We start from the raw sequence: 21757 nt of genomic DNA on the forward strand, positions 1-21757 counted from the left end.
AAAAGAATTGCTTCCGTTGAGAGTTAATGTTCCCGATCCATTTTTGATGAGGCTGCCTCCGATTCCATTGATGATTCCATCAATGACAGAATTCGCATTATTCGCGCCTAAGACTAGTTGAAAAGAATTTAAATTGACTAAGCTTGATGAATCAGCGCAGAGAGTGGCGAGTGTATTATTCTGATTAAAAAAAACTTGTGAATGGTTTTGTAGATTAATTGTTGCATCTGCTCCAGAAGCAGATCCTGAAAATAAAATGGAGCTTGCGTTGGCCTGAATGGTTGACGTATTGGCCGTACTATTTCCATTAAAGGTGACCACAGAGCCATTTGTTGCTGTAATTTGTGCTGAATTGGCTTGACTGGATCCGCTAAAGCTCAAGGTCGTTTTATCAGCAAATATTTTGACATTTTGTGCTTTGGAAGTATTTGTAAAGACAATATTTCCATTATTAGTGCTGGCAATCATTGCTGATCCGCCAGTGCTATTGTTAAAAAAAGTGGTTGTAGCATTATTCCCGGTCATTGTAATTTGGGCATTTGCTGCTGTAGATGTTGAGAAGAATTCAAGAAGCCCGCCACTGGCGTCGAGATCGATATTTGCGTTAGAAGCCGTGGCACTATTAGCAAACCGAACGCGTCCCACATTGGTGATATGATAAAAGACTTTTCCTGATTGCGTCGAATCTGCTGAGCTGTTGTTTTCAAAGCGCAAAATGGAGTTTGTGCCATTAATGGAAAAAAATTGATTAGATGCTCCTAGATTGAGCACACCGATTTGTTGAAGATGAAGTTGTCTGGAAACTGCAAATTGTAAGGTAAAGTTGTAGGAGGTTGCATCAGAGAATTGGAGAGTTCCCATGTTAACATCAGTGGCAGGAGAATCAGATAACGTTGGTGTAAGGGATTCTCCGTTTGCAGAAAAAATCGCTGTGTCTGTGCTTCCGGGCACGACATTAGGATTCCAATTAGTAGCAGTTAAAACATCATTACTAGTGCTCCCAATCCATGTGATATCGGCACAAAATCCTGACTCGATATTTAAGAGTAAAAATGAAATGAACATAAGTCTTTTGATTTGCACAGCTACGGCCTTCTTTGAATTTTTCAAATAGTAAATAGTAATCTGAAATAAAAGTAAAATATATAATTTTCGTGTTGTTCATTGAGCAGAGAAAAAACAGCCTTAACAAAAAAATGTAGAAGTGCTCAGCACGAGCTATTGGATAAGTATATAAGAACAACGAATCCAATCGAATCAACATTTGCAACTATTAGGCATCGCATACGAGAAACCAAAGGCTGTGGATCCAGAACAGCTACACTTGCCATGGTTTACAAGCTTTTAATGGAAGCACAAAAGCGATGGAGAAAATTAAAAGGTCATGAGTTGATTAGCAAACTGATTTTGGGTGTGCAGTTTAAAGATGGGGAAGAAGTCTTTAACGTGAAATACACAGCTTAATTTTTAAAAAGTTGGATGCGCTATTAGATGCTCAAAATACAACATTTGACAATATCTCTTGTCTTCTCTCAAGAGTTTTCAACTTTCTCAAATTAATGTTATATACTTCTCTTTAAAAAAATATATCTCAAAAGATATGAACTTCTCCTTTGAGCCAATTTAGAAGATGTGTAAGAAAGTGACAATTAGAATCGGTCATATGGAAAAAAGGATGTTCTTTCAATCCTTAGGATGTCTTATTATTTAAATGAGAAATGTGTTACAAATACCTCTTGTTTCTTTTTTCAGACTGATATACCGTTAAAATTTTTTAAAAAATTCAAAGATACAAATGAATCTTTTTCTTATATTTGCAATACAAGTAGCAAGCATGATCGTTCAATCGATTATATTCTCATACGCCCTATCTTTTCCTATTTATGATTTTATAAATAAAATGAAATCCACCGAAGAAAACCGAAAACGAAAGGCTATACAATGGTTAATTTTTTACGTTCTCTTTCTTTTAAGCGGGTATGTTTATACTGTACGACAGTTTCTTTTTTACTAAGCACATTGCCGATCCAAGCAACTCTCCAATAACAATCGGCGATGTTGTCTACGCGGTCAAGCTGCAAAATCTTGCTGAAAAGATGAAGAAATATGCTAATCGTTCAGACAACTCCAAACTCATTAAAACTATGTTTGAATTTAAGCAAGAAGCTGAGGCGTGTCTTAACGCAAAAATTAACATGGATGAGATGTTGAATATTGTTGAGGAGAAAATCAAGAAGAGCGGCATTAAAATCCCAAAGGAAGATTTCAAAAAGTTTAAAAAATTTATCAAACTTAAGAAAAAGCGTGTTGATCACAAATATGCCTATATGAAGGATTGTCTTGCTTATGGTATCGAATACAATGCAGAGCTTGAATATTTAGATTTTCTTCAAAAATCTAAAAATGATCCTAAAAATCCTGAAGAGGAAATTCTCATATCTGCACGTATTGAAGTTGGCTGTTCATTGCTTGTAGCAGGAGTACTTGCTGAAGTTGTAGGTGTGCGGTTAGGCTTGCCCATTATTCAACGTTTAGGTGATTTTCTTATCGCTAGTGGCTTAAATTATCTTAAGGACGAATATGTGGATAACTTGCAAGAAGGTAGAAAAAAATAATGAAGTACCTTCTTGTTGTTTGAAATATCTCGGCTATTTTCCTAGAAAATCATTCCGTGTAATATCTTAAAAATACCTTTGACGTCCAGCTTGGTCGCCTCATCTCAAAGATTGAGGCGACTAAGACTGTTCCACAGCTTTCTAGAATGATTCAAAATACTTTCGTCAGCTCTATATTTCGTTAAAATTTCTATAAGTTTGAGTCATTACTCTTAAATTCTTCGGGGGAAATGGATTATGCTGGCGCAGCTGCAAGCTGTTTTGGAGATATTGTCAAATGTTGTGTGTTGTGTTTTGAAAATCTAATAGCGCATCCAACTTTTTAAAAATTGAGCTATGTATTTCATGTTAAAGACTTCTTTTCCCTCTTTAAAATGCACGTACAGCAAAGATCCCTTTTATTTTTCCTAAGGATGCTTGCTCAAAGTCAAATATTCCTCCAATCTCAGGGTTGCTATCACCGAAAAACATGAAATCAAGCTGTCCAATTTCATTTCCTGAATCAAAAATTTTTCCAGTTAATTTTTCTTGACTTAATTCAGAATAGGCTCCTTGAAAATCGACTATTTGTTCATCATGAAGATATAAATGACCTGAAAATTGTTTTGATTGATGATCAAAAATGATTGCGATTGTTCCATTATTTGAGTCATATTGAATATCACCTTGAAAGATAGAATCGGTGTTAGTTTGCTCAAACGCTTGTAAATTCTCCACTGCAGCTTTTGTACCGATGACGATAGGTCCTTTGCCTCTAATCCAATGCATTTCTTCTAAATAATGTCCCCAGCCTACATATTGATACTCATTGGGCATTTTTATAGAATGAATCGCAATGCTTTTGCCTCCCTGGCTTGCGACAGGATGATAGTAATAAATGTTAAAATCATGACTGTCTATATAATCGCTTTTTATTGGATACTGATGGAGCAATTCCTTCGCGACTTTTGAGATATGATCAATTTTAATATCGGTAATCTTTTGATTGACTATATCAAGTGAAATTGACACTGAACGTTCAGGAGAATATTCAATTTCTGGAAATATGCCCATTCCCTCTACATGGTAGCTTAAATCTTTACTTTCAGAACAGAATGCAAAAAAAGAAATAAAATTTAATAATAAAAATAGTGAGAAAATTTTTTTCATAAAAAACTCCTTAAAACAGACTAATTATCTATTATACTTTAAAGTTTATTATATTGACAGGTTTTTTGATAAGGATTTATTGAGATTGACATACTGGACAATAATGCGTTCCACGCTGTCCGACAGTCATTTTTTTGATTGTTGTGTTACAGCGCGGACAAGGCAAACCATCTTTTCGAAAAACATTTAATGCATTTTGATTAGATCCCCTACGACCACTCACACTAAAATAATTTGCTCTTGCAGCCCCTAAACTCGTGCCAATGTTCTTGATACCGGTTTGGAGAACAATCGGTATGGCCTCATGTAAAGCTTTGATCTCTTTTTTTGTTAAGGTTGAAACCGATCTTAATGGGTGGATTTTAGAGACCCATAAAGCTTCATCTACGTAGATATTTCCTAATCCTGCAATGTAATGCTGATCAAGTAAAAAAGGCTTAATTTGTCGGTGGTGACCTGTTAAAATCTTTTGAAATGTAGAAAGGGTGAAATTCTCTGACAAAGGTTCAATCCCAAGGGCTCCTAGCACTTCATCAGGATTTTTTACTAAATACCACTTTCCAAATTTACGCTGATCTTCATAACGTAAAATGCGTCCATCATCCAAAAAAAGTCTGACTCTTTCATGCGAATCAGGTTTGATTTGTTCTTTCGCAATTAAAAACTTTCCTGTCATACGTAAATGAATCAGCAAGGACTCTTTTGAAAGGGTTAAAATGATGAATTTGCCACGTCGGCTGATGTTTAAGATTTTTTGACCGACAATTTTTTTAGAAAAAATAGAAGGGGAAGGAGTGGCAATGGTTCTTTCCCAAAAAATTTGGGCTTTTTCAATCGTTCTTCCCTCGAGTTTTGCTTCTCGCATTTCTCGTGTGATTGTTTCAACTTCTGGCAATTCAGGCATAATCGGATATGCTCCAGGTTAATTGAGTGAGTGGCATGGTTTCATAATTGAAACCATGCCCTTCCTTAACTTAAGTAGAATATTTATTGTCTGACAACAAAATTTAAAAGCTTGTTGGGGACAAAAATTACCTTTATAATTTCGGTGCCTGCAATATGGCGCTGAATGCCTGGATCTTTTTTAGCTGCTTCTACGATTTGCTCTTCTGTTTGATCTTTGGGGAGTTCAAAACGTCCGCGCAATTTACCGTTAACTTGTACAACATAGAGAACCGTGGAATCTTCTAGGTAACATTGTTCCGCTTGCGGATAGGAGGTATAACTGAGAGATTCTTTGATTCCTAAGATTTCCCAAATTTCTTCTGCCAAATGGGGGGCAAAAGGATAAAGAGCTTGTGCCGCCATTTTTAAAACGGATGCTGGATAGGTATCTAATTTTGAGAAGTCATTAATAAATTCCATCATTTTGGCAATAGCCGTATTAAACTGCATAGCGACAATATCTTCTTCCACTCCTTTTACAAGGCGATGACCTAATTTTAAGGCTTCCACAGTCGTCTCTTGTGTGAGCTTTGGCGAAACGGCTAGGTCATAAAAGCGTGCGAGAAAGCGTCTGCATCCCGAAACAGCATCGGTATTCCATACTTTTTCTTTTTCCAAAGGGCCCATAAACATTTCATATAAGCGCAGGGAATCTGCTCCAAATTCTTCAATGATTTCATCAGGTGAAACACCATTGAGTTTTGATTTAGACATTTTTTCGATTTGACTTTTGAGTTTTTCTCCAGTTTCGCGATGGAAATATTCACCCTCTTTCTCCTGAACATCTTCAGGTGCCACATAAGCTCCTAAACTGTTTTGAAAAGAACGTGCAGTAATAAGCCCTTGGTTACGCAATGTTTGGAAAGGTTCTGAAGTACTTAAAAAACCACAATCATAGAGAACTTTATGCCAAAAACGGGAGTATAATAGGTGTAGCACGGCATGTTCAACGCCTCCGACATATAAGTCTACAGGTAGCCAATATTGTTCTGCTTCCTTGCTCCATGCCTCTACATCATTATGTGGATCACAAAAACGAATATAGTACCAGCACGAACCCGCCCATTGTGGCATTGTATTGGTTTCGCGACGTGCAGCTTTTCCTGTTTTTACATCAGTAATAAACACCCATTCTGGAGCATTCGCAAGAGGGCTGCTTCCATCACTTGCGGGTTTGTACTGACTAATCTGAGGTGGACATAAAGGAAGCTCATCCAGATCTAACGTACGAATGGTGCCGTCCTCAAAGTGAAGAAGCGGGAAGGGTTCGCCCCAATAACGTTGTCTTGAAAACAGCCAATCTCTTAGCTTAAAGCTAATCGTTTTTCGACCTTTTTGGTTGCTTTCTAGCCAATTCGCCACGCTTTCTTTGGCTTGTTCAGTTGTTAGACCATTGATGGAAAAGTCATTGTGTTGGCTATTGATTGCTTTTCCATTACCTGTCCAGCATTTTTTTCCACATGCGATTGCTTGTTGAATTTGATCATGGTTTTCATCTTCAGCAGTGAGCTCTGGATCGATCACTTGCACGAATGGTAATTCATATTGGGTTGCGAATTCAAAATCTCTTTCATCGTGGGAGGGGACCGCCATGACAGCTCCAGTTCCGTAATTAATCAGGACGTAGTCTGCAATCCAAATCGGAATTTTTTGTTGATTGACGGGATTGATGGCATAAGCCCCAGTAAAAACACCCGTTTTATTCTTGGCCATTTCTGTACGATCGAAATCACTTTTCGAAGCAGTTTCTTTTTGATAGCCTTCAATCGCATCTTTTTGAGCAGTCGTTGTGATTTGCTTGATCAACGGATGTTCAGGAGCTAAGACGACATATGTCGCACCAAAGAGAGTATGGGGGCAGGTGGTAAAAACTGTGATTTTTTCATCCGTTCCATCGATTAAAAAATCGACTTGAACGCCTTCGCTTCTACCGATCCAGTTGGCTTGCAATTTTTTCAATCCTTCTGGCCAGTCAAGGAGGTCAAGATCTTGCAGGAGCCTTTCTGCGTAAGCTGTGATTTTAAGCACCCACTGTCTGAGGGGGCGTCTTTCTACAACATGGCCACCTTCTTTGGCACGTCCGTTTTCAATTTCTTCGTTGGCTAAAACAGTTCCGAGTGCAGGGCAAAAGTTAACAGACATTTCAGCTTCATACGCTAAGCCTTTTTCATAAAGCTTTGTGAAAATCCATTGCGTCCATTTGTAATAAGAAGGATCACTTGTACTGATTTCACGATCCCAGTCGTAGCTAAAACCAAGGGACTGAAGTTGCCGTTTGAAATTTTCTACGTTTTTTTTTGTCGTAACAGCGGGATGTGTGCCGGTACGAATCGCATATTGTTCAGCCGGAAGTCCGAAGTTGTCCCAACCCATAGGATGGAGGACATTAAATCCCTTTTGTCTTTTATAACGCGCGAGAATATCTGTTGCCGTGTATCCTTCAGGGTGTCCCACGTGTAAACCTGATCCCGACGGATAGGGAAACATGTCCAGCACGTAATATTTTGGCTTTGCGCGATCGATCTCAACTTTATATGTCTTATGATCGAGCCAATATTTCTGCCATTTTTTTTCAATTTGCTTGTGATTGTATTTTTGCATCTTTTTATCCATTTTACAACTTCAACAGACAATGTACTTCATTGGAGGTAGAACGAAGAAACAATTCTCTATGATTAAAAAATAATATTTGAAGGGAGGGGTTTTGCCCGCAAGATAATAGTTTACCGTCTACTGCAGATTAAGAGCAATCGGAATGACTTCAATTTCGGGAATGATAAAAGGTTTGCTGATTATCAGATTATTCCTAATATTTTCTATGTTTTTTAACTTTTATGATGATCTGGCTTTACAACAATAACCGTACAAGGAGCATGATGAACGACTCGGTCAGGAATAGATCCTAGTAACCACTGACCCAATGTATTTTTAGTCTGGGGCCCCAGTATGATTACATCAACTTTTTTCTTTTCAGCCCAATGAATGATTTGTTCGGCTGGATGACCAAGCGCAATTTCAGTTTTAATACGTAAACCATGGGAACGGGCTTCATGTCTCAAAAGTTTAAAAAACTTCTCATAGTGATCTTTTCCTTTTTCTAAATTATCGCGTGTTTCAACATCTTCTGGTGGTTCTAAGATGCGCACTATTGATAGGATTTCAATTTCAGCATCAAATTTTTTTGCCATATCCAAGCCAAAAAGAAATGCAGAATGGGATTGTTCTCCATCGTAAGCGACTAAAATTTTTTTTATCATAAAATCGTCCTTTTGAACTTAGCTATTGTTTTGGTGGTTTTATTTTTGGTTCATTTTCTTGAAGAAGATGCTTAGGAAGATAAAAAGCATTAGCAATGATAGTTGGAACAATTGCACTTCCTATGACTGCCGCAACTAAATAGGAATATTGTTCTGAGTTAATAATTCCATGAGTTAATCCAAATAATGACGAAATAGTCCCAAAAGTTAGCCCAGTCGACATTAATAATGTTGTGTACATTGACTCTAGGTGAGGGTATTTGATTAACTTAGCAGTTGGGTAGACGCCACAAATTTTTGTAAGCATTTTTGCTGTAAGCAAAACAACAAAGGCCAAAGGGGCAGCTATTAATGCCGATAGTGAGACAAGTGAGCCTGCTCGAATAAAATAAAAAGGGGTTAAAAAGCCTAAAGTTAATGTGCGAATCCGTCGAATAAAGGCGAGGTTTTTCCCAACCGTTCCAGCTAAAATCATACCAATCATGTAAGCTGGTAAAACGGCTTCGCTTCCAGCCCAAGTGGCTAATCCGCCCATGCCAAATAGTACAAGTAAAATATATTTCGTTTCAATTTCGGCAGGGAGATCCCCGTATAATTGGAAAAAATATTGGGTGACATGAGGTAAAAAAATGAACAGAGCAATGCTCGCGATCACAAAAATCAGGGTTTTCATGGTGAATGGAGAAAAAAGGAGTCCCAGTGCAATCACAGTTCCCAAGTCATTGATAAAGCATGCTCCGAGCACAATTTTTCCAAATTCTGTTCGATTAAGTCCCAGCTCAAGCATGACGGCATAAACGACCGCCACTGATGTTGTGGATAAAGCTACGCCACATAGCCAGCTTGCCATGACATCCCAATGAAGGATATAATAAGCGGTGGCGGCGCATCCAAAAAATGGGACAAAAAAGGCGATTATTCCAATCAAGCTGACTTCTTTCCACTTCGAACGAAAAATTAAAGGATCAAGTTCTGCTCCTGCAAGAAAAGTTAAAACAAAGGCTCCACAGCCCGCTAAAAATGCAATCCAAGGTTGATTTGCTCCTAAGGAAAATCCCTCGAAATAAGTGATCACAATCGCTTGTGTGGCAATACCGATAAAAATTTCAGATAGGGCTGTTGCAATCCTCAATTTGATAGAAATAAAAGTGGAAATAAGAGCTAATCCTATCCATAGTGTTGCCAAAATCCAGATGTCCGCCATTCAATTCCTTTAAAAAATAGATGAGCTAATTTATTTGTTTTTGAATGTGTAGATCTATCTGTTTGGGATTAAATTAAAAATATGCATTTGAATGCAAGGTGAAATCTTTATTACAATATTTTGCAAAAATCTACCTTCATGATAGCTTGTTTAAGTAAATGAAATTTTAAGGCATTGATTATGGTAGCTGCAGGCGATTTAGACGCAAAACACTATAAAAAAAATTCTATTTTACAGTATGCTCTTGCGCAGGACCCCTTGAATTATTTTCCTTTTACAGGAAATGAAAACGTTCTGGATATTGGATGTGGTGATGGAAAAATTACAGCAGAGATTGCCAAAAAAATTCCCAACGGTTTTGCGATTGGAATTGATAAATCACCCGGAATGATTCATTTGGCTAAGCAATCATTTTCAAATGTAGAATATCCAAATTTAGATTTTCAAATTCAAGATGCCGTTCAATTACCATTTGAACAAAGTTTTGATCTCATTACTTCGTTTAGTTGTTTACATTGGGTAAAAAATCAAAAGGCTGTTTTTCAGCAAATGAAACAACTCCTTAACTATGGAGGAAAAGCGATTATTGTGACGTTTCCTCGCTGCCTCACTTTTTGGGATCCAATCGAAGCAGTTGCCGATCATCCAAAATGGCGTAATTATTTTCTTCAAGATCCACGTCCTTATGAATTTTTAGATCAAAATGCTTATTCTCAAGTAGTGCAAGAAGCTGGATTGAAAATGCTTCATATCGAAACGTCTAGTCATGCGGCAAAATTTCATGGGAAGAAGGGATTCGAAGATTATGTGAGAGGGTGGCTTCCATTTTTGATTGCGCTGCCTAAAGAATTTCACGATCCTTTTTTAGATGAGATAGGAAATAAATCTCTTGAATTTATCCCTGTCAGCGAAGATGGGTGTGTTTACCATCCTTACGAAAAAATAAGTATGATTCTGGAACAAAATACCTTCACAGGGTATTTGAGTTTTTAGTATGTATAAACGAAAAATTATGATAGAGTTAAAGAGTTTGATTAATTAAAAACCTTTACCAATTTAAGAGTTCAATGCCAAAAAAAGTCTCAAGTGACAAAAAAAAAGTCGTCTCCATCTCTAAAAAACCTAAAAAATCTAAAAAAGAGGAAAAGCTGTTTCAAAATTTCCTTAAAACTGTCGAACAGTTTATTGGAGGAAAAGCATTTTTTCCTGCGACTTTTTCTGAATTAAGTCAAAAGCTTCAAATTCATCCCCAGCACATCGAAATATTTCAAGAAGTTTTAGATGCTCTAGTTGCAAAAGGGGTCACCCAGCTTTCTCAAGGAAAGTACATTGCCAAAAAAACACATACAGATGTGATTAGCGGAATTATTCATATGCATCCCCGTGGTTTTGGTTTTGTACAACCCGACGATCCTTCGGTGTGCGATCAAGATATTTTTATCCCTCGTCCTCATACACAAAATGCTGTGGATGGCGATAAGGTTGAGGTCGTCATCGATACACTTGCAATTTCTGAAAAAGGACCAGAAGGCAAAGTTATCGCGATTGTTGAACGCGGTCGGACACACATTGCAGGAATTATCCGAACAGTTTATCCCAATGGCGCCGTTTATGCCTATGTGCCTTTACTTGGGACGTCTCAACAAGTTGTCGTTCAACAAGCAGAGGGCAAACCTTTGCAAGTTGGTGATCGCGTGATCATGGAAGTCGTGGACTGGGGAGATAAAAAGAATGAAACGACCTGTCGCATGTCTCACTATTTAGGGCACATTTCCGATCCCGCATGCGATATTCCTGCAGCTATTGAAGAGTACGAGCTTCGAGCAGATTTCCCTTCCAAAGCTTTGACAGAAGCTAAAGATTTTGGGAAGGTTGTATCGAAAAAAGATCTGGTCGATCGAGAAGATTTAAGAGATGTTGAATGTTTTACAATTGATCCCGATACAGCAAAAGATTTTGACGATGCTTTGAGTCTTGCGAAGAGTGAAGATGGGCATTTTCATTTAGGCGTACATATCGCGGATGTGTCCCACTATGTGCAACAAGGATCGGCATTGGATCTTGAGGCAAGCCGTCGCGGGAACTCAACCTACTTTCCAGGCTATTGCTTACCAATGCTTCCACACGAATTGTCTAGCAATTTGTGCAGTTTAAGAGCGAATGTGAATCGTCTAACTGTTTCCGTACATATCCACTTTGATCCGGAAGGGAATATGCTGGACTACCGCATTTCTCGCTCTGTGATCAAAAGCAAAAAGCGGATGACTTATAGAGAAGCTAAGCAAATCTTGGATGGTCAGAAAAAAAGTCCTTATGAACCGACTTTGCAGCTGATGGTTGAGCTTTGTTACAAACTCAAACGCAAACGTTATGAAAGAGGTAGCATTGAATTTGCGATGCCAGATCTCGTGGTTAAGGTAAATGAAAACGGTGTTCCACAAGGATTAGACCTGGTTGTTTATGATATTACGCACCAGCTTGTCGAAGAATTTATGTTGAAAGCGAATGAAGTAATTGCTCTGCATCTTGATCAAGAAGGAAAAAATCTCCCTTACCGAATTCACGATGTGCCTTCTTCTGAAAACATGCGCGATTTTTCCTTTTTGACAAGTGCCTTTGGTTTTCATTTGTCTGAAGCGCCTACACCTTCCGAGCTACAAAAACTATTTGATGAAGCTTTAGAGACTCCCTATGGACAGTATTTAGCGACTTCTTACATCCGGCGCATGCGTCTGGCTGTTTATTCTCCAGCAAATATTGGGCATTATGGGCTAGGACTAACGCATTATTGCCACTTTACGAGCCCTATTCGCCGTTATGTGGATCTGATTATTCATCGTCTTTTATTTGGTTTAGAGGCAGACCTTCCTCATTTAGAGATGGTTGCAGCGCAGTGCTCAGAACAAGAGCGGTTAAGTGCTAAAGCGGAAGGAAGCGTTGTTTTATTAAAGAAATACCGTCTTCTCCAAGAAATCAAGCAGCAAGATCCTTATAAACAATATGACGCTGTGATCACACGCGTCAAAAATTTTGGCTTCTTTTTTGAAGTTCTTGATTTTATGCTTGAGGGATTCTTGCATGTCTCTGAAATCGGAAATGATTACTATTTATATGATGAGCCTTCTTTAAGTCTTAAAGGAACACGCACGGGTCAGGGTTTTACTTCTGGAACAAAAATTTCTGTGATTTTAAAGGAGATTGATTTTATCACTCTGGAAAGTAAGTGGCATTTTGTTCAGGCAGAGCCAACAGAAAAAAAATCTCCAAAGGGATCATCGAAACGAAAGGGAAAAAATTTTACAAGCGCGAAAAAGAAGCCCTCCAAATCTCCATCAAAAAGTCGTCCGCGTAAAAGAAAATAATAACGATCATGCCGCACGAAGCTCCTATTTTAACAGTTTCACAGCTGACCACTGCAATTAAGCATAGTTTGGAATCGACCTTCTCTCTTGTTTGGTTACAGGGAGAAGTGAGCAATTGTAAAGTGCAATCCTCTGGTCACATCTATTTTTCTTTAAAGGATGCGCATGCACAAGTGGCGGCCGTGATGTTTCGGGGGGATGCCTCCAGTCTAAAAATGATTCCAAAAGATGGAGATCAAGTGATTATTCAGGGGCAGCTGAATGTTTATCCCCCAACAGGAAAATATCAGATCGTTGTTCGGGAGTTACGGTTAGCTGGTCTTGGTGAGTTGTTGCTTAAATTGGAAGAGCTTAAAATTAAACTGCACAAAAAAGGGTGGTTTAAGGCAGAGCATAAAAAAGCCTTGCCCAAATTTCCTAAGCGAATAGGGGTTGTGACAAGTCCCACAGGGGCTGTTATTCAAGATATTTTAAATATTTTAACGAGACGGGCCACTGGCTTTCACTTAATTTTGAATCCTGTGAAAGTTCAGGGACCTGGGGCTGCGCAAGAAATTGCAAAAGCTATCCAGGATTTTAATACCTTTAATCTTGTCGATGTCATGATTGTTGGGAGAGGTGGCGGAAGCATTGAAGACCTTTGGGCCTTTAACGAAGAGATTGTCGCAGAGGCCATTTTTAATAGTCAAATTCCTGTGATTTCGGCTGTCGGACATGAAACGGATCATTGCATTGCCGATTATGTCGCAGATGTACGCGCGCCAACACCTTCGGCGGCGGCAGAAATTGTGATCACCGAAAATGCTCAGCAATTGCATCATTTTCAGCAGATTTTACGCCGTCTCGATCACAGCATGAGACAGACACTTCATCATCATCGTCTTTGTTTAAAAACCATTTTAAAGCAGCCTTTATTAGCCAGTCCTTATGCCATCTTGGGATCTTGGATGCAAAAAGCGGATGAATTTCGGCAAGAATTGGATCAATCGACTTTTCGATTGCTCAAGCAGCATCGCTTTGCTTTAGAATCGCGAGAAAAAATTTTGCAAACCCTAAAGCCCACAATGCAAATTTTTCATCTGAAGGAAAAATTAGTCAATTTGCGCAAAGCGATCGATTTCTCCGTTTTGCAAAAACTAAATGAATTAAGAAAAGCGATTCAGCTAAAAGATGAGAAAATTCTAATGGATCAAAGGTGGAAAGTTAAATTAGAGCATTTGCGTGAGCTTTTAAAAAATAAAGAAGACGCATTAAAATCGATAAATCCACGAAATTTATTAACAAAAGGGTATACTATTCTCTTTTCGGAAAAAGATCAATCCGTTATAAGCTCAGTACATATGTTAAAAAAAGATCAGAAAATACGCATGTTATTATCTGATGGTGAAGCTCTTGCACAAATAAACGAAATCTATTCAAAATAGTTAATTACTGTGGAAAAAGAAACAAACTCTAATAAACAAGAAAAGAATTTTGAAGCGGCGTTTGCACGTTTAGAAGAAATTCTTGAGAAGATGAATTCAGGTGCTGTTAGCTTGGATGAATCTCTACTCCTTTACGAAGAGGCGGATCGTTTAATCGCATCCTGCACGCAAAGATTGAATGATGCGGAACGACGTATTGAAGTCTTAATTAAAAATAGACAAGGAGATCTCTCGCTCGATCCCAATCAAAATCCTAAGGTGCAAAACTTTTCCGATTCTGGAAATGGCAATTCAACAACAAAATTAATGAGTCCTTAATGAGTTTCCCTATTCTTTCTAAAATCCAAAGTCCGCATGATATTAAACATCTTTCTTTGCAAGAGTTGAATTCTCTCGCATCAGAAGTTCGACAAAGGATTATAGAAGTCCTTTCTATCAACGGGGGACACTTAGCTTCAAATTTAGGTGTGGTAGAACTGACCATTGCTTTGCATGCTGTTTTTAATTCTCCCGACGACAAATTTATTTGGGATGTTAGCCACCAGACATATGTGCATAAGTTATTGACAGGCCGACAAGAAAATTTTCATACAATCCGTCAATATAAAGGATTGTGTGGCTTCAGTCATCCAAAAGAATCACCTTACGACCATTTTCATGCAGGTCACGCAGGAACAGCTCTTTCTCTAGGTCTTGGAGTGGCTAAAAGTCGAGATTTACTGCAGAAAGATGACTATGTTGTGCCAATTATCGGAGATGCCACATTGACTTGTGGAATGGCCTTAGAGGCTCTTAATAATATCTCAAGAGATTTAAAGCGTTTCATTGTGATCTTAAATGACAACAACATGTCGATTTCAAAAAATGTAGGAGCGATTACACAGATTTTAAGTCGTCTTTTGAGTAATCCCACCACAAACAAATTATACCAGGAACTTGACACCATTGTTTCTAAAATCCCAAGCTATGGTGCGACTCTTTCAAAGCAAGGACACAAAATCACAGAGTCTTTGAAAAATTTAGTTAGCCCCGCCGCTTTTTTTGAACAATATGACCTCTCTTATATTGGGCCAATCGATGGGCATGACATTAAAAAGCTGATCGATGTTTTTGAAGGTTTAAAGACTTCTCAGTGGCCAGTTGTGGTTCACATTTTGACCAAAAAAGGTCAGGGGATGGAAGAAGCCATTAAAAACCCGGTGTCTTATCATGGAGCGAAGCCTTTTTGTTTAGATACAGGAAAATTTCATCCTGTCACATCTTCTAAACCCACTTTCCCTAATATCTTTGGCTCTCATCTTTTGAAGATGGCGGAAGAAGATGCTTCTATTGTTGCAGTGACTCCTGCGATGTCGGCAGGATCCTGTTTAGATAAATTTATGGAGAAATTTCCAGACCGATGTCATGATGTCGGAATTGCAGAAGCGCATGCGGTGACTTTTAGTGGTGGTTTAGCCTATGGAAGAGAGTTAAAAGTTGTTTCTTCCATTTATGCGACCTTTTTACAGCGTGGTTTGGATAATCTTTTCCATGATGTTTGCTTACAAGAGCTTCCTGTTGTCTTTGCGATTGACCGTGCGGGGATTTCAGGTCCAGATGGATCGACCCACCATGGGGTATATGATATCTCTTTTTTGAATGCGATGCCGAATATGGTGATTTCACAACCTAGAAACGGGGATGTTTTAAAAGAACTTTTGGAATCAGCTTTTTCTTGGGGGCGTCCCGCAGCCATTCGTTATCCCAATATGGCAACGGATGTCTCGGATAAGCCTTTGCGTTATCGTGAGCTAGGAAAAGGGGAAGTCCTTGTAGAGGGGGAAGAGATTCTAATTATGGCCCTAGGGCATATGAATCAAACAGCTTTGGCTGTTAGGGAGATTTTAAAGACGGTTGGAGTCAACGCTACCGTATTAGATCCTGTATTTGTTAAACCGTTAGATTCCGAACTTTTATGCGATTTACTCACAAGGCATAAGCGTGTTGTGACGATTGAAGAGCACTCGGTGGTTTCAGGTCTTGGCTCTATATTGAATCATTTTCTCATGACGAATGGTTATAGCCATGTTCAGGTATTAAATTTTGGAATCCCCGAAGCCTTTTTGGATCATGGAAGCCATGCAGACATCATTAAAGAGATTGGTTTGACAGCAAGTCAAATTGCTGAAAGCGTGATGACTCAATTCTCTCTCAAAAATCCAGATTGTTCAAAATTTGTTGATACCCGTTCTGCGGGAAAGAATTAACACTAACTTGACGCACATGTCAGAGTTTTAAAGAGGCTATATGCACATTGCATTGTTTCCAAATACAGCAAAAAAACATTCTAAAAACATTGCAATTAACATCCGTGAATACCTAACGGCGCAAGGTGTCTCAATCATCACTCAAGACGAAGTTGCTGAAGAAATCGGAGCTATTCCCCTTTCCAGTATCAATCCTGAAATGGTTGATTTTATCATTTCGTTGGGGGGAGATGGAACTATTTTACGTCAAATGCATCGACATCCTAATCTAATGGCTCCCATTGTCGGGATTAATTTAGGCAGTTTAGGGTTTATGGCAGATATTCCCGTGACGGAGATTTATCCTGGTTTACAAGACATTCTTAACGGAAATTTCCAGATCCAAGAAAGAATCATGATGCAAGGACAATCCATGCATAATGAAACGTGTTTTGCTGTGAACGAGATTGTCGTACATCGAGCTCAAAATCCTGGACTAATCGATATCGGTGTCCACGTCAATGGACTTTATTTGAATACGTTTTCTGCGGATGGATTAATTCTTTCCACTCCTAGCGGATCAACGGCTTATTCCTTGGCTGCTGGGGGGCCCATTTTAACGCCCGACTTGAATGCATTTGTGTTAACTCCTATTTGTCCGCATACTATTTCTAATCGCCCAATTGTTTTGGCGTCTAATCAAGATATTCAAGTTCAATACCTTAGTGAATATGCTCCAGTTGAAATCATTTTCGATGGCTTTACTCGTTTCACCATGGCAACAGGTGAAGTTTTGCGTGTTAGCTTATCCCCTCGTGTTTTTCGTTTGGTTTCTTTACGAAATCATGACTACTTTTCTACTTTAAGAACTAAGCTCGGATGGGCAGGCAAATTAAAGGCCTAATATCCTGAGGGTTTCTTATCTCTTTAATCAAAAATTCTCTTAGAGAATGATCAGAACAATTTTTAAAATTGAGCGCTTGTCTTTAAAAAAGTGAAAAATTTCCGACTATTTCTAAAATAATAATTAAAAAATGATTTTTTTAACCACCTAGAAAGCAATTGGTTAGGAAATAAATAAAAACAAAAGTTTGCATTTTTGAAAAATTATTGTGGCAGAATTAATGCACAACTCGTATTTAAAAGAGGTAAAACCTTTCTTATCAATCAGGCATGGCCGGTAAACTTTCAAGTGCACTGTGCAAAAACTGGTCGAGAAGGTGTTAAAGATGATAATGAACTTTATCAAGTCCAAACTCTAACTTAAGGAGAGTCGTATGAAAAAGAAAATTACATCAGTTTTGGCTTTGTGCTTAACAGCTTTTGCTTTAACAAGCTGCTGCTGCAACAATGATCCTTGCTGTGATCCTTGTCCAAAACCTTGCTATACACGTCCTGTATGTCCAAAACCATGCTGCCCACGGCCATTGCCAAGACCATGCCCAGCACCATGTGAAAGCGCTTGCTACTAATCGTTTCTGCAGCAGCAATGATAATTTTTATCATTGCTGCTAATGAAATAATCGAAAAGCTTTCGCAAGACAATATGAACTTCGAGTTCTGCAAAAGAAAATTTCAAGCCTTAGGAGACAGTATGAAAAAAGTATTAACATCTCTCTTAGCATCAGGAATTGCTGCGATAGCTCTAACAAGCTGCTGCTGTGATTATGATCCATGCTGCGATTCGTACCCTAGCGATAGCTGCAGACCATGTCCTGAGCCAAGAGCAAATGGTTGCTGCCCACGTCCTCATATTTGGGAGAACTGCTGCTGCAATCCAGGCAATTACGAATATTAATCGTTTCGATGAAATTCATTTTGCTTAAATAGGGCGCCTGTGTTCCTTTTTAGGCGATGCGCCTAGGAAGTAACACAAAGCCCCAATTTAATCAAAAATTAAGGTCAAATTCTCACCAACCAAGAGCAAATTCAAAATGCGGCAAAGGTGACAGTGAAAATGACTGCAAACAGATTGAAAAATCTACCAAAGACGTTAAAAAAGGAGTCTTTATAATGAGAAAACAACTAGGAGTGATCACCTCGTTGCTTTTTTTGTGCGCAACTGCTTTTCTAGGAGCTGCTCATTCTAGCCCAAACAATTATGGTTGGGGTGGTGGGTATCCCGTTGACGAGCAACAATCTTACGGTCAAGGCTATGAGCAATCATATGCTCCAGGTCCGCAAGGTTCTTACGCACCTGCTTACGAGCAGTCTTCTCGTCCAAGACAAGCTTGCCCTCAGCCTGCTTGTCCGCAACCAAGAACATGTCCTGCACCACGACAAGCATGTCCACAACCTGCTCCAGTGTGCAAGCCTGTTTGCGTTCCTCCACAGCCAGCGTGCTGCGAGGAGCCTCTTTGCAAAACGATTACACCTTGCCGTCATGGAAATCAAAATAAATTGGTTTGCCACGATGGGATTACTGTAACAGCGCGCAATCCTAAAATGTGTATGCTAGGGGATCAATATCCTTTAGAATTTGACATTCAAGCTTGCGATGATGTTTGCAATGTGGTTGTCACGACTCATTTACCAGAAGGCGTTTCTTTTGTACGTAGCGTTCCAGAAGCGAAAGTGGATGGAAACAAACTCGTATGGGAAATTGGCTCAATGGAAAAAGGGCAGTGCGTCCCAGCAAAAGTATGGGTGAAATGTGAATGTGAAGGTGAGCTTTGTGCATGTTTTTGTGCAACAGCATCTCCAGTCAGATTCTGTTCTTTGCTCTGTGCTAAACCTATTCTGACCTGCCATAAGTGTGGACCAGAAGAAGTTTGCCCAGGTGATCAAGTCAACTATACAATTACTGTAACAAACCGCGGAAGCTGCGCAGCAGAAGATGTTGTTGTAACAGATAATGTACCGGAAGGACTTGAGCACAGCAGCTGCCTACGTACTCTTTGCTATAAGCTAGGAACGCTAGAACCTTGCCAAACGAAAAAAATTAATCTATGCTTTACAGCTGTAAAGCGTGGACAAGTGTGCAACACAGCGGTTGTAACAGCATGCAATGCTGATACAGTATCTTGCCAATGGTGCACAAACGTTTGCAAAGAATGCATTGAGATCACAAAAGTGGGTCCAAAAGAAGTTCCAATCGGCAAAAATGCTGATTACCAAATCACTGTGACAAACCCAGGTGATAAAGATCTGACAGAAGTGACAATCACAGATTGCGCTCCAAGCTCAACATCTATTGTTTCAGCTAATGGTGCAACAATCCGTGGAAATCAAGCTGTTTGGAGATTAAAGGAACTTAAACCAGGTGAGAAGGTTACACTCCCAATCACTTTAACTACATGCACACCAGGATGCTGGACAAACCGTGTGACTGTAACAAACTGTCAGAATTGCACAGCTTGCGCAGAAGCAACAACTCGTTGGAGAGGTCGTCCTGCACTCAACATGTGCATCACAGATACTGAAGATCCAATTTGCATTGGTGAATCAACAACCTATTGCATCACAGTCACAAACCAAGGCTCTGAAGCAGATAGTAATGTAGCTGTTGTCGTACGCTTCCCTAAAGAAGTGACTCCAACTGCTGCAGTTGGCGATTCAGCAGGCACAGTATCTGGTCAAACAGTTACTTTTGCTCCTGTAGCTAACTTCGCACCTCGACAAACATTGAAATTCAGAATCGACGCGAGAGCAAAAGAATCTGGTGATGCACGTATCATTGCTGAAGTATCTTCGGATTCTATCAAGACTCCGATCGTTCAGCAAGAAAGCACAATTGTTAACTAATTTTAGTTAACCGTGTGTATGTCAATAATGGGGCAGGCTGTAAAGCCTGCCCTTTTCTTTTAGCCGTCCTCTAATTAATTAGACATGAGAGAGAAATTATGAAGGCTTTAGTGTATAAGGGGCCAAATAAAATTAGTCTCGAAGAAAGGCCTAAACCTCAAATTGAAAAATCCACGGATTGTATTATAAAAATATCAAAAACGACAATCTGTGGAACGGATCTTCATATTATAAAAGGCGAAGTACCAACAGTCGCAAAGGGGCGTATTTTAGGCCATGAAGGAGTGGGAACCATCGAGGCTGTGGGCAACGCAGTTTCAAATTTTCAGGTTCATGATAAAGTGTTAATTTCCTGTATTACCTCCTGTGGCAAATGTGCTTATTGCAAGAAACAAATGTACTCGCAATGTGAGGTTGGAGGGTGGTTACTCGGAAACAAAATCGATGGCACGCAAGCAGAATATGTGCGTATTCCATTTGCCGATACAAGTCTTCACGCCATTCCTTCCAATGTTGACGAAGATCTCATTTGTCTATTTAGTGATGTTTTACCAACAGGTTATGAAACAGGGGTTTTGAAGGGAAAAATCAAATTAGGAGATAAAGTTGCGATTATAGGGGCAGGTCCTGTTGGTTTAGCTGTTTTACTGACGGCTCAGTTCTATTCACCCTCAGAAATTGTTGTCGTTGATAAAGATAATTTTCGATTGGAAGTTGCTAAGCTGCAGGGAGCTAAAGTAACAATTAATGGTGACGGTAATGATGTAATCGAGCGCGTTTTAGAAATGACTAATCAAAAAGGCTTTGATATCGTTATTGAAGCTGTAGGAAAACCAGAAACATTCGAAACTTGTCAGGCTATTGTTGCTCCAGGTGGTTACATTGCCAATGTGGGTGTGCATGGGAAAAGTGTCTGTTTGCATTTAGAAAAGCTTTGGAATCAAAACATCACCATAACAACGGGCTTAGTGGATACTTTCAGTATTTCGACTCTTTTAAAAACCTTTGCTACTGGTATGCTTAAACCAGGTGTATTAATTACCCATCATTTTGATTTAACAAATGTTATAAAAGCATACGAAGTATTTGCTGACGCTGCCAATCAACATGCATTGAAAGTCATTTTGGAAACACATCCGTAATTAAAAAATCCATTAATCGTACTATTTCTTTCTATTAAAATTTATCCAATTGAAGGTCGACTATTTCAGCATATTGGGAAGATGTGATAAAACTTTTATTAATGAATAGGTTTTTGATTTTTGAAATCCATTTGCCTAATATAGAATATTTAGTGTCTCGAATAGGCTTCATAATATCTTTTAATCTATCTATATTTTCAGTAACAGCAGCATCTTTTCTCTCTATTCCACTATTAATAGCATTCAAAATTTTTGCAGAAGAGATTTTGCTGAATCCTTTCTCTGCTTTTTCATCAACACCAATGCATTTAATGGTTTTTCCATTAAAAAGATAGGTCGGTGGTTTAAATTCTCGTGCAGTTTCTCGATCAGCATGGCGATTTTTAAATTCATTTTGAGGGGATTTATAAGTGTGTGCCAAGTGATTTTTTTGGTAGTCTTGAATCAATTTACTTACTTTTTCATATTAAAAAAATATCATGATGACGCCATCAAAATAGATAATCGCGTCAATTTGGTTCGCCAATCATTTTTTAGGGGATGTTTAGGGAAAGGATATCTGAACGATCAGGAACGAGCAGAATAGGCTGTAAATAGTGCGGTAAAAACAAGGATAAAGCATTAGAAAGCTTGATAGTGAAAGAGTGGCTGGTTCTTATTGGTAGAAAAGAGGAAAAGGGCTATAATCTT

The 21757-nt window shown here is 38.9% G+C and carries 17 protein-coding genes and 2 pseudogenes; 12 read left to right on the forward strand and 7 right to left on the reverse strand.

The window, feature by feature from the left end:
• A pseudogene (locus AB7E63_RS06230) lies at positions 1-1065 on the reverse strand (autotransporter outer membrane beta-barrel domain-containing protein); the annotation flags it as partial.
• Positions 1066-1227: 162 nt separating this feature from the next.
• On the opposite strand from AB7E63_RS06230, the pseudogene AB7E63_RS06235 reads away from it, so the two are divergent.
• Positions 1228-1464: pseudogene (locus AB7E63_RS06235) on the forward strand (IS256 family transposase); the annotation flags it as partial.
• A gap of 515 nt (positions 1465-1979) precedes the next feature.
• A complete protein-coding gene (locus AB7E63_RS06240) occupies positions 1980-2615 on the forward strand; it encodes a hypothetical protein (protein ID WP_013924705.1) in 636 nt (211 codons plus the stop codon).
• Between the two features lie 369 nt (positions 2616-2984).
• Here the strand turns inward: AB7E63_RS06240 and AB7E63_RS06245 are convergent, their stop codons facing one another.
• From AB7E63_RS06245 to AB7E63_RS06265, 5 genes are all read right to left on the reverse strand, one after another.
• On the reverse strand, positions 2985-3764 hold the full coding sequence (locus AB7E63_RS06245; RefSeq protein ID WP_006341666.1) for a hypothetical protein: 780 nt from the start codon (positions 3762-3764) through the stop codon (positions 2985-2987).
• A gap of 76 nt (positions 3765-3840) precedes the next feature.
• Positions 3841-4668 carry a DNA-formamidopyrimidine glycosylase gene (mutM, locus tag AB7E63_RS06250; protein WP_006341665.1) on the reverse strand — a complete coding sequence of 276 codons (828 nt, stop codon included), beginning with the start codon at positions 4666-4668 and terminating at the stop codon, positions 3841-3843.
• An 83-nt stretch (positions 4669-4751) separates the two neighbouring features.
• Positions 4752-7310 carry a leucine--tRNA ligase gene (gene leuS / locus AB7E63_RS06255; protein ID WP_013924706.1) on the reverse strand — a complete coding sequence of 853 codons (2559 nt, stop codon included), beginning with the start codon at positions 7308-7310 and terminating at the stop codon, positions 4752-4754.
• A gap of 224 nt (positions 7311-7534) precedes the next feature.
• A complete protein-coding gene (locus tag AB7E63_RS06260) occupies positions 7535-7966 on the reverse strand; it encodes a universal stress protein (protein WP_006341663.1) in 432 nt (143 codons plus the stop codon).
• A 22-nt stretch (positions 7967-7988) separates the two neighbouring features.
• Complete coding sequence (locus tag AB7E63_RS06265) at positions 7989-9170, reverse strand: cation:proton antiporter (protein ID WP_006341662.1); 1182 nt, start codon at positions 9168-9170, stop codon at positions 7989-7991.
• Between the two features lie 180 nt (positions 9171-9350).
• Between AB7E63_RS06265 and AB7E63_RS06270 the strand changes: the two genes are divergently transcribed.
• From AB7E63_RS06270 to AB7E63_RS06315, 10 genes are all read left to right on the forward strand, one after another.
• On the forward strand, positions 9351-10163 hold the full coding sequence (locus AB7E63_RS06270; RefSeq protein ID WP_006341661.1) for a class I SAM-dependent methyltransferase: 813 nt from the start codon (positions 9351-9353) through the stop codon (positions 10161-10163).
• A gap of 74 nt (positions 10164-10237) precedes the next feature.
• The gene (locus AB7E63_RS06275) at positions 10238-12532 is read left to right on the forward strand and encodes a ribonuclease R family protein (RefSeq protein WP_006341660.1); all 2295 of its coding nucleotides are present in this window, start codon (positions 10238-10240) and stop codon (positions 12530-12532) included.
• Between the two features lie 8 nt (positions 12533-12540).
• Positions 12541-13956: an exodeoxyribonuclease VII large subunit gene (gene xseA / locus AB7E63_RS06280; protein WP_006341659.1), complete on the forward strand. Its 1416-nt coding sequence runs from the start codon at positions 12541-12543 to the stop codon at positions 13954-13956.
• A gap of 9 nt (positions 13957-13965) precedes the next feature.
• Complete coding sequence (locus AB7E63_RS06285) at positions 13966-14274, forward strand: exodeoxyribonuclease VII small subunit (RefSeq protein WP_006341658.1); 309 nt, start codon at positions 13966-13968, stop codon at positions 14272-14274.
• Positions 14274-16202, forward strand: coding sequence for a 1-deoxy-D-xylulose-5-phosphate synthase (locus AB7E63_RS06290; RefSeq protein WP_006341657.1), 1929 nt, complete (start codon positions 14274-14276; stop codon positions 16200-16202). Before AB7E63_RS06285 ends, AB7E63_RS06290 begins: the two co-directional genes overlap by 1 nt.
• Before the next feature lie 40 nt (positions 16203-16242).
• Positions 16243-17085: an NAD(+)/NADH kinase gene (locus AB7E63_RS06295; RefSeq protein WP_006341656.1), complete on the forward strand. Its 843-nt coding sequence runs from the start codon at positions 16243-16245 to the stop codon at positions 17083-17085.
• A 373-nt stretch (positions 17086-17458) separates the two neighbouring features.
• The gene (locus tag AB7E63_RS06300) at positions 17459-17653 is read left to right on the forward strand and encodes a hypothetical protein (protein WP_173362539.1); all 195 of its coding nucleotides are present in this window, start codon (positions 17459-17461) and stop codon (positions 17651-17653) included.
• Between the two features lie 122 nt (positions 17654-17775).
• A complete protein-coding gene (locus tag AB7E63_RS06305) occupies positions 17776-17979 on the forward strand; it encodes a hypothetical protein (protein ID WP_162181352.1) in 204 nt (67 codons plus the stop codon).
• A gap of 215 nt (positions 17980-18194) precedes the next feature.
• Positions 18195-19925: an OmcB family cysteine-rich outer membrane protein gene (locus AB7E63_RS06310; RefSeq protein WP_006341652.1), complete on the forward strand. Its 1731-nt coding sequence runs from the start codon at positions 18195-18197 to the stop codon at positions 19923-19925.
• A 98-nt stretch (positions 19926-20023) separates the two neighbouring features.
• Positions 20024-21067, forward strand: a complete 1044-nt coding sequence (locus AB7E63_RS06315) for a zinc-dependent alcohol dehydrogenase family protein (RefSeq protein ID WP_006341651.1) — start codon at positions 20024-20026, stop codon at positions 21065-21067.
• A gap of 34 nt (positions 21068-21101) precedes the next feature.
• Here AB7E63_RS06315 and AB7E63_RS06320 read toward each other — a convergent pair whose 3' ends face one another.
• On the reverse strand, positions 21102-21515 hold the full coding sequence (locus tag AB7E63_RS06320; RefSeq protein WP_006341650.1) for a hypothetical protein: 414 nt from the start codon (positions 21513-21515) through the stop codon (positions 21102-21104).
• Between the last annotated feature and the right edge of the window lie 242 nt (positions 21516-21757).

This window comes from Parachlamydia sp. (assembly GCF_050255895.1).
GTDB classification, from domain to species: Bacteria; Chlamydiota; Chlamydiia; order Chlamydiales; family Parachlamydiaceae; genus Parachlamydia; species Parachlamydia acanthamoebae.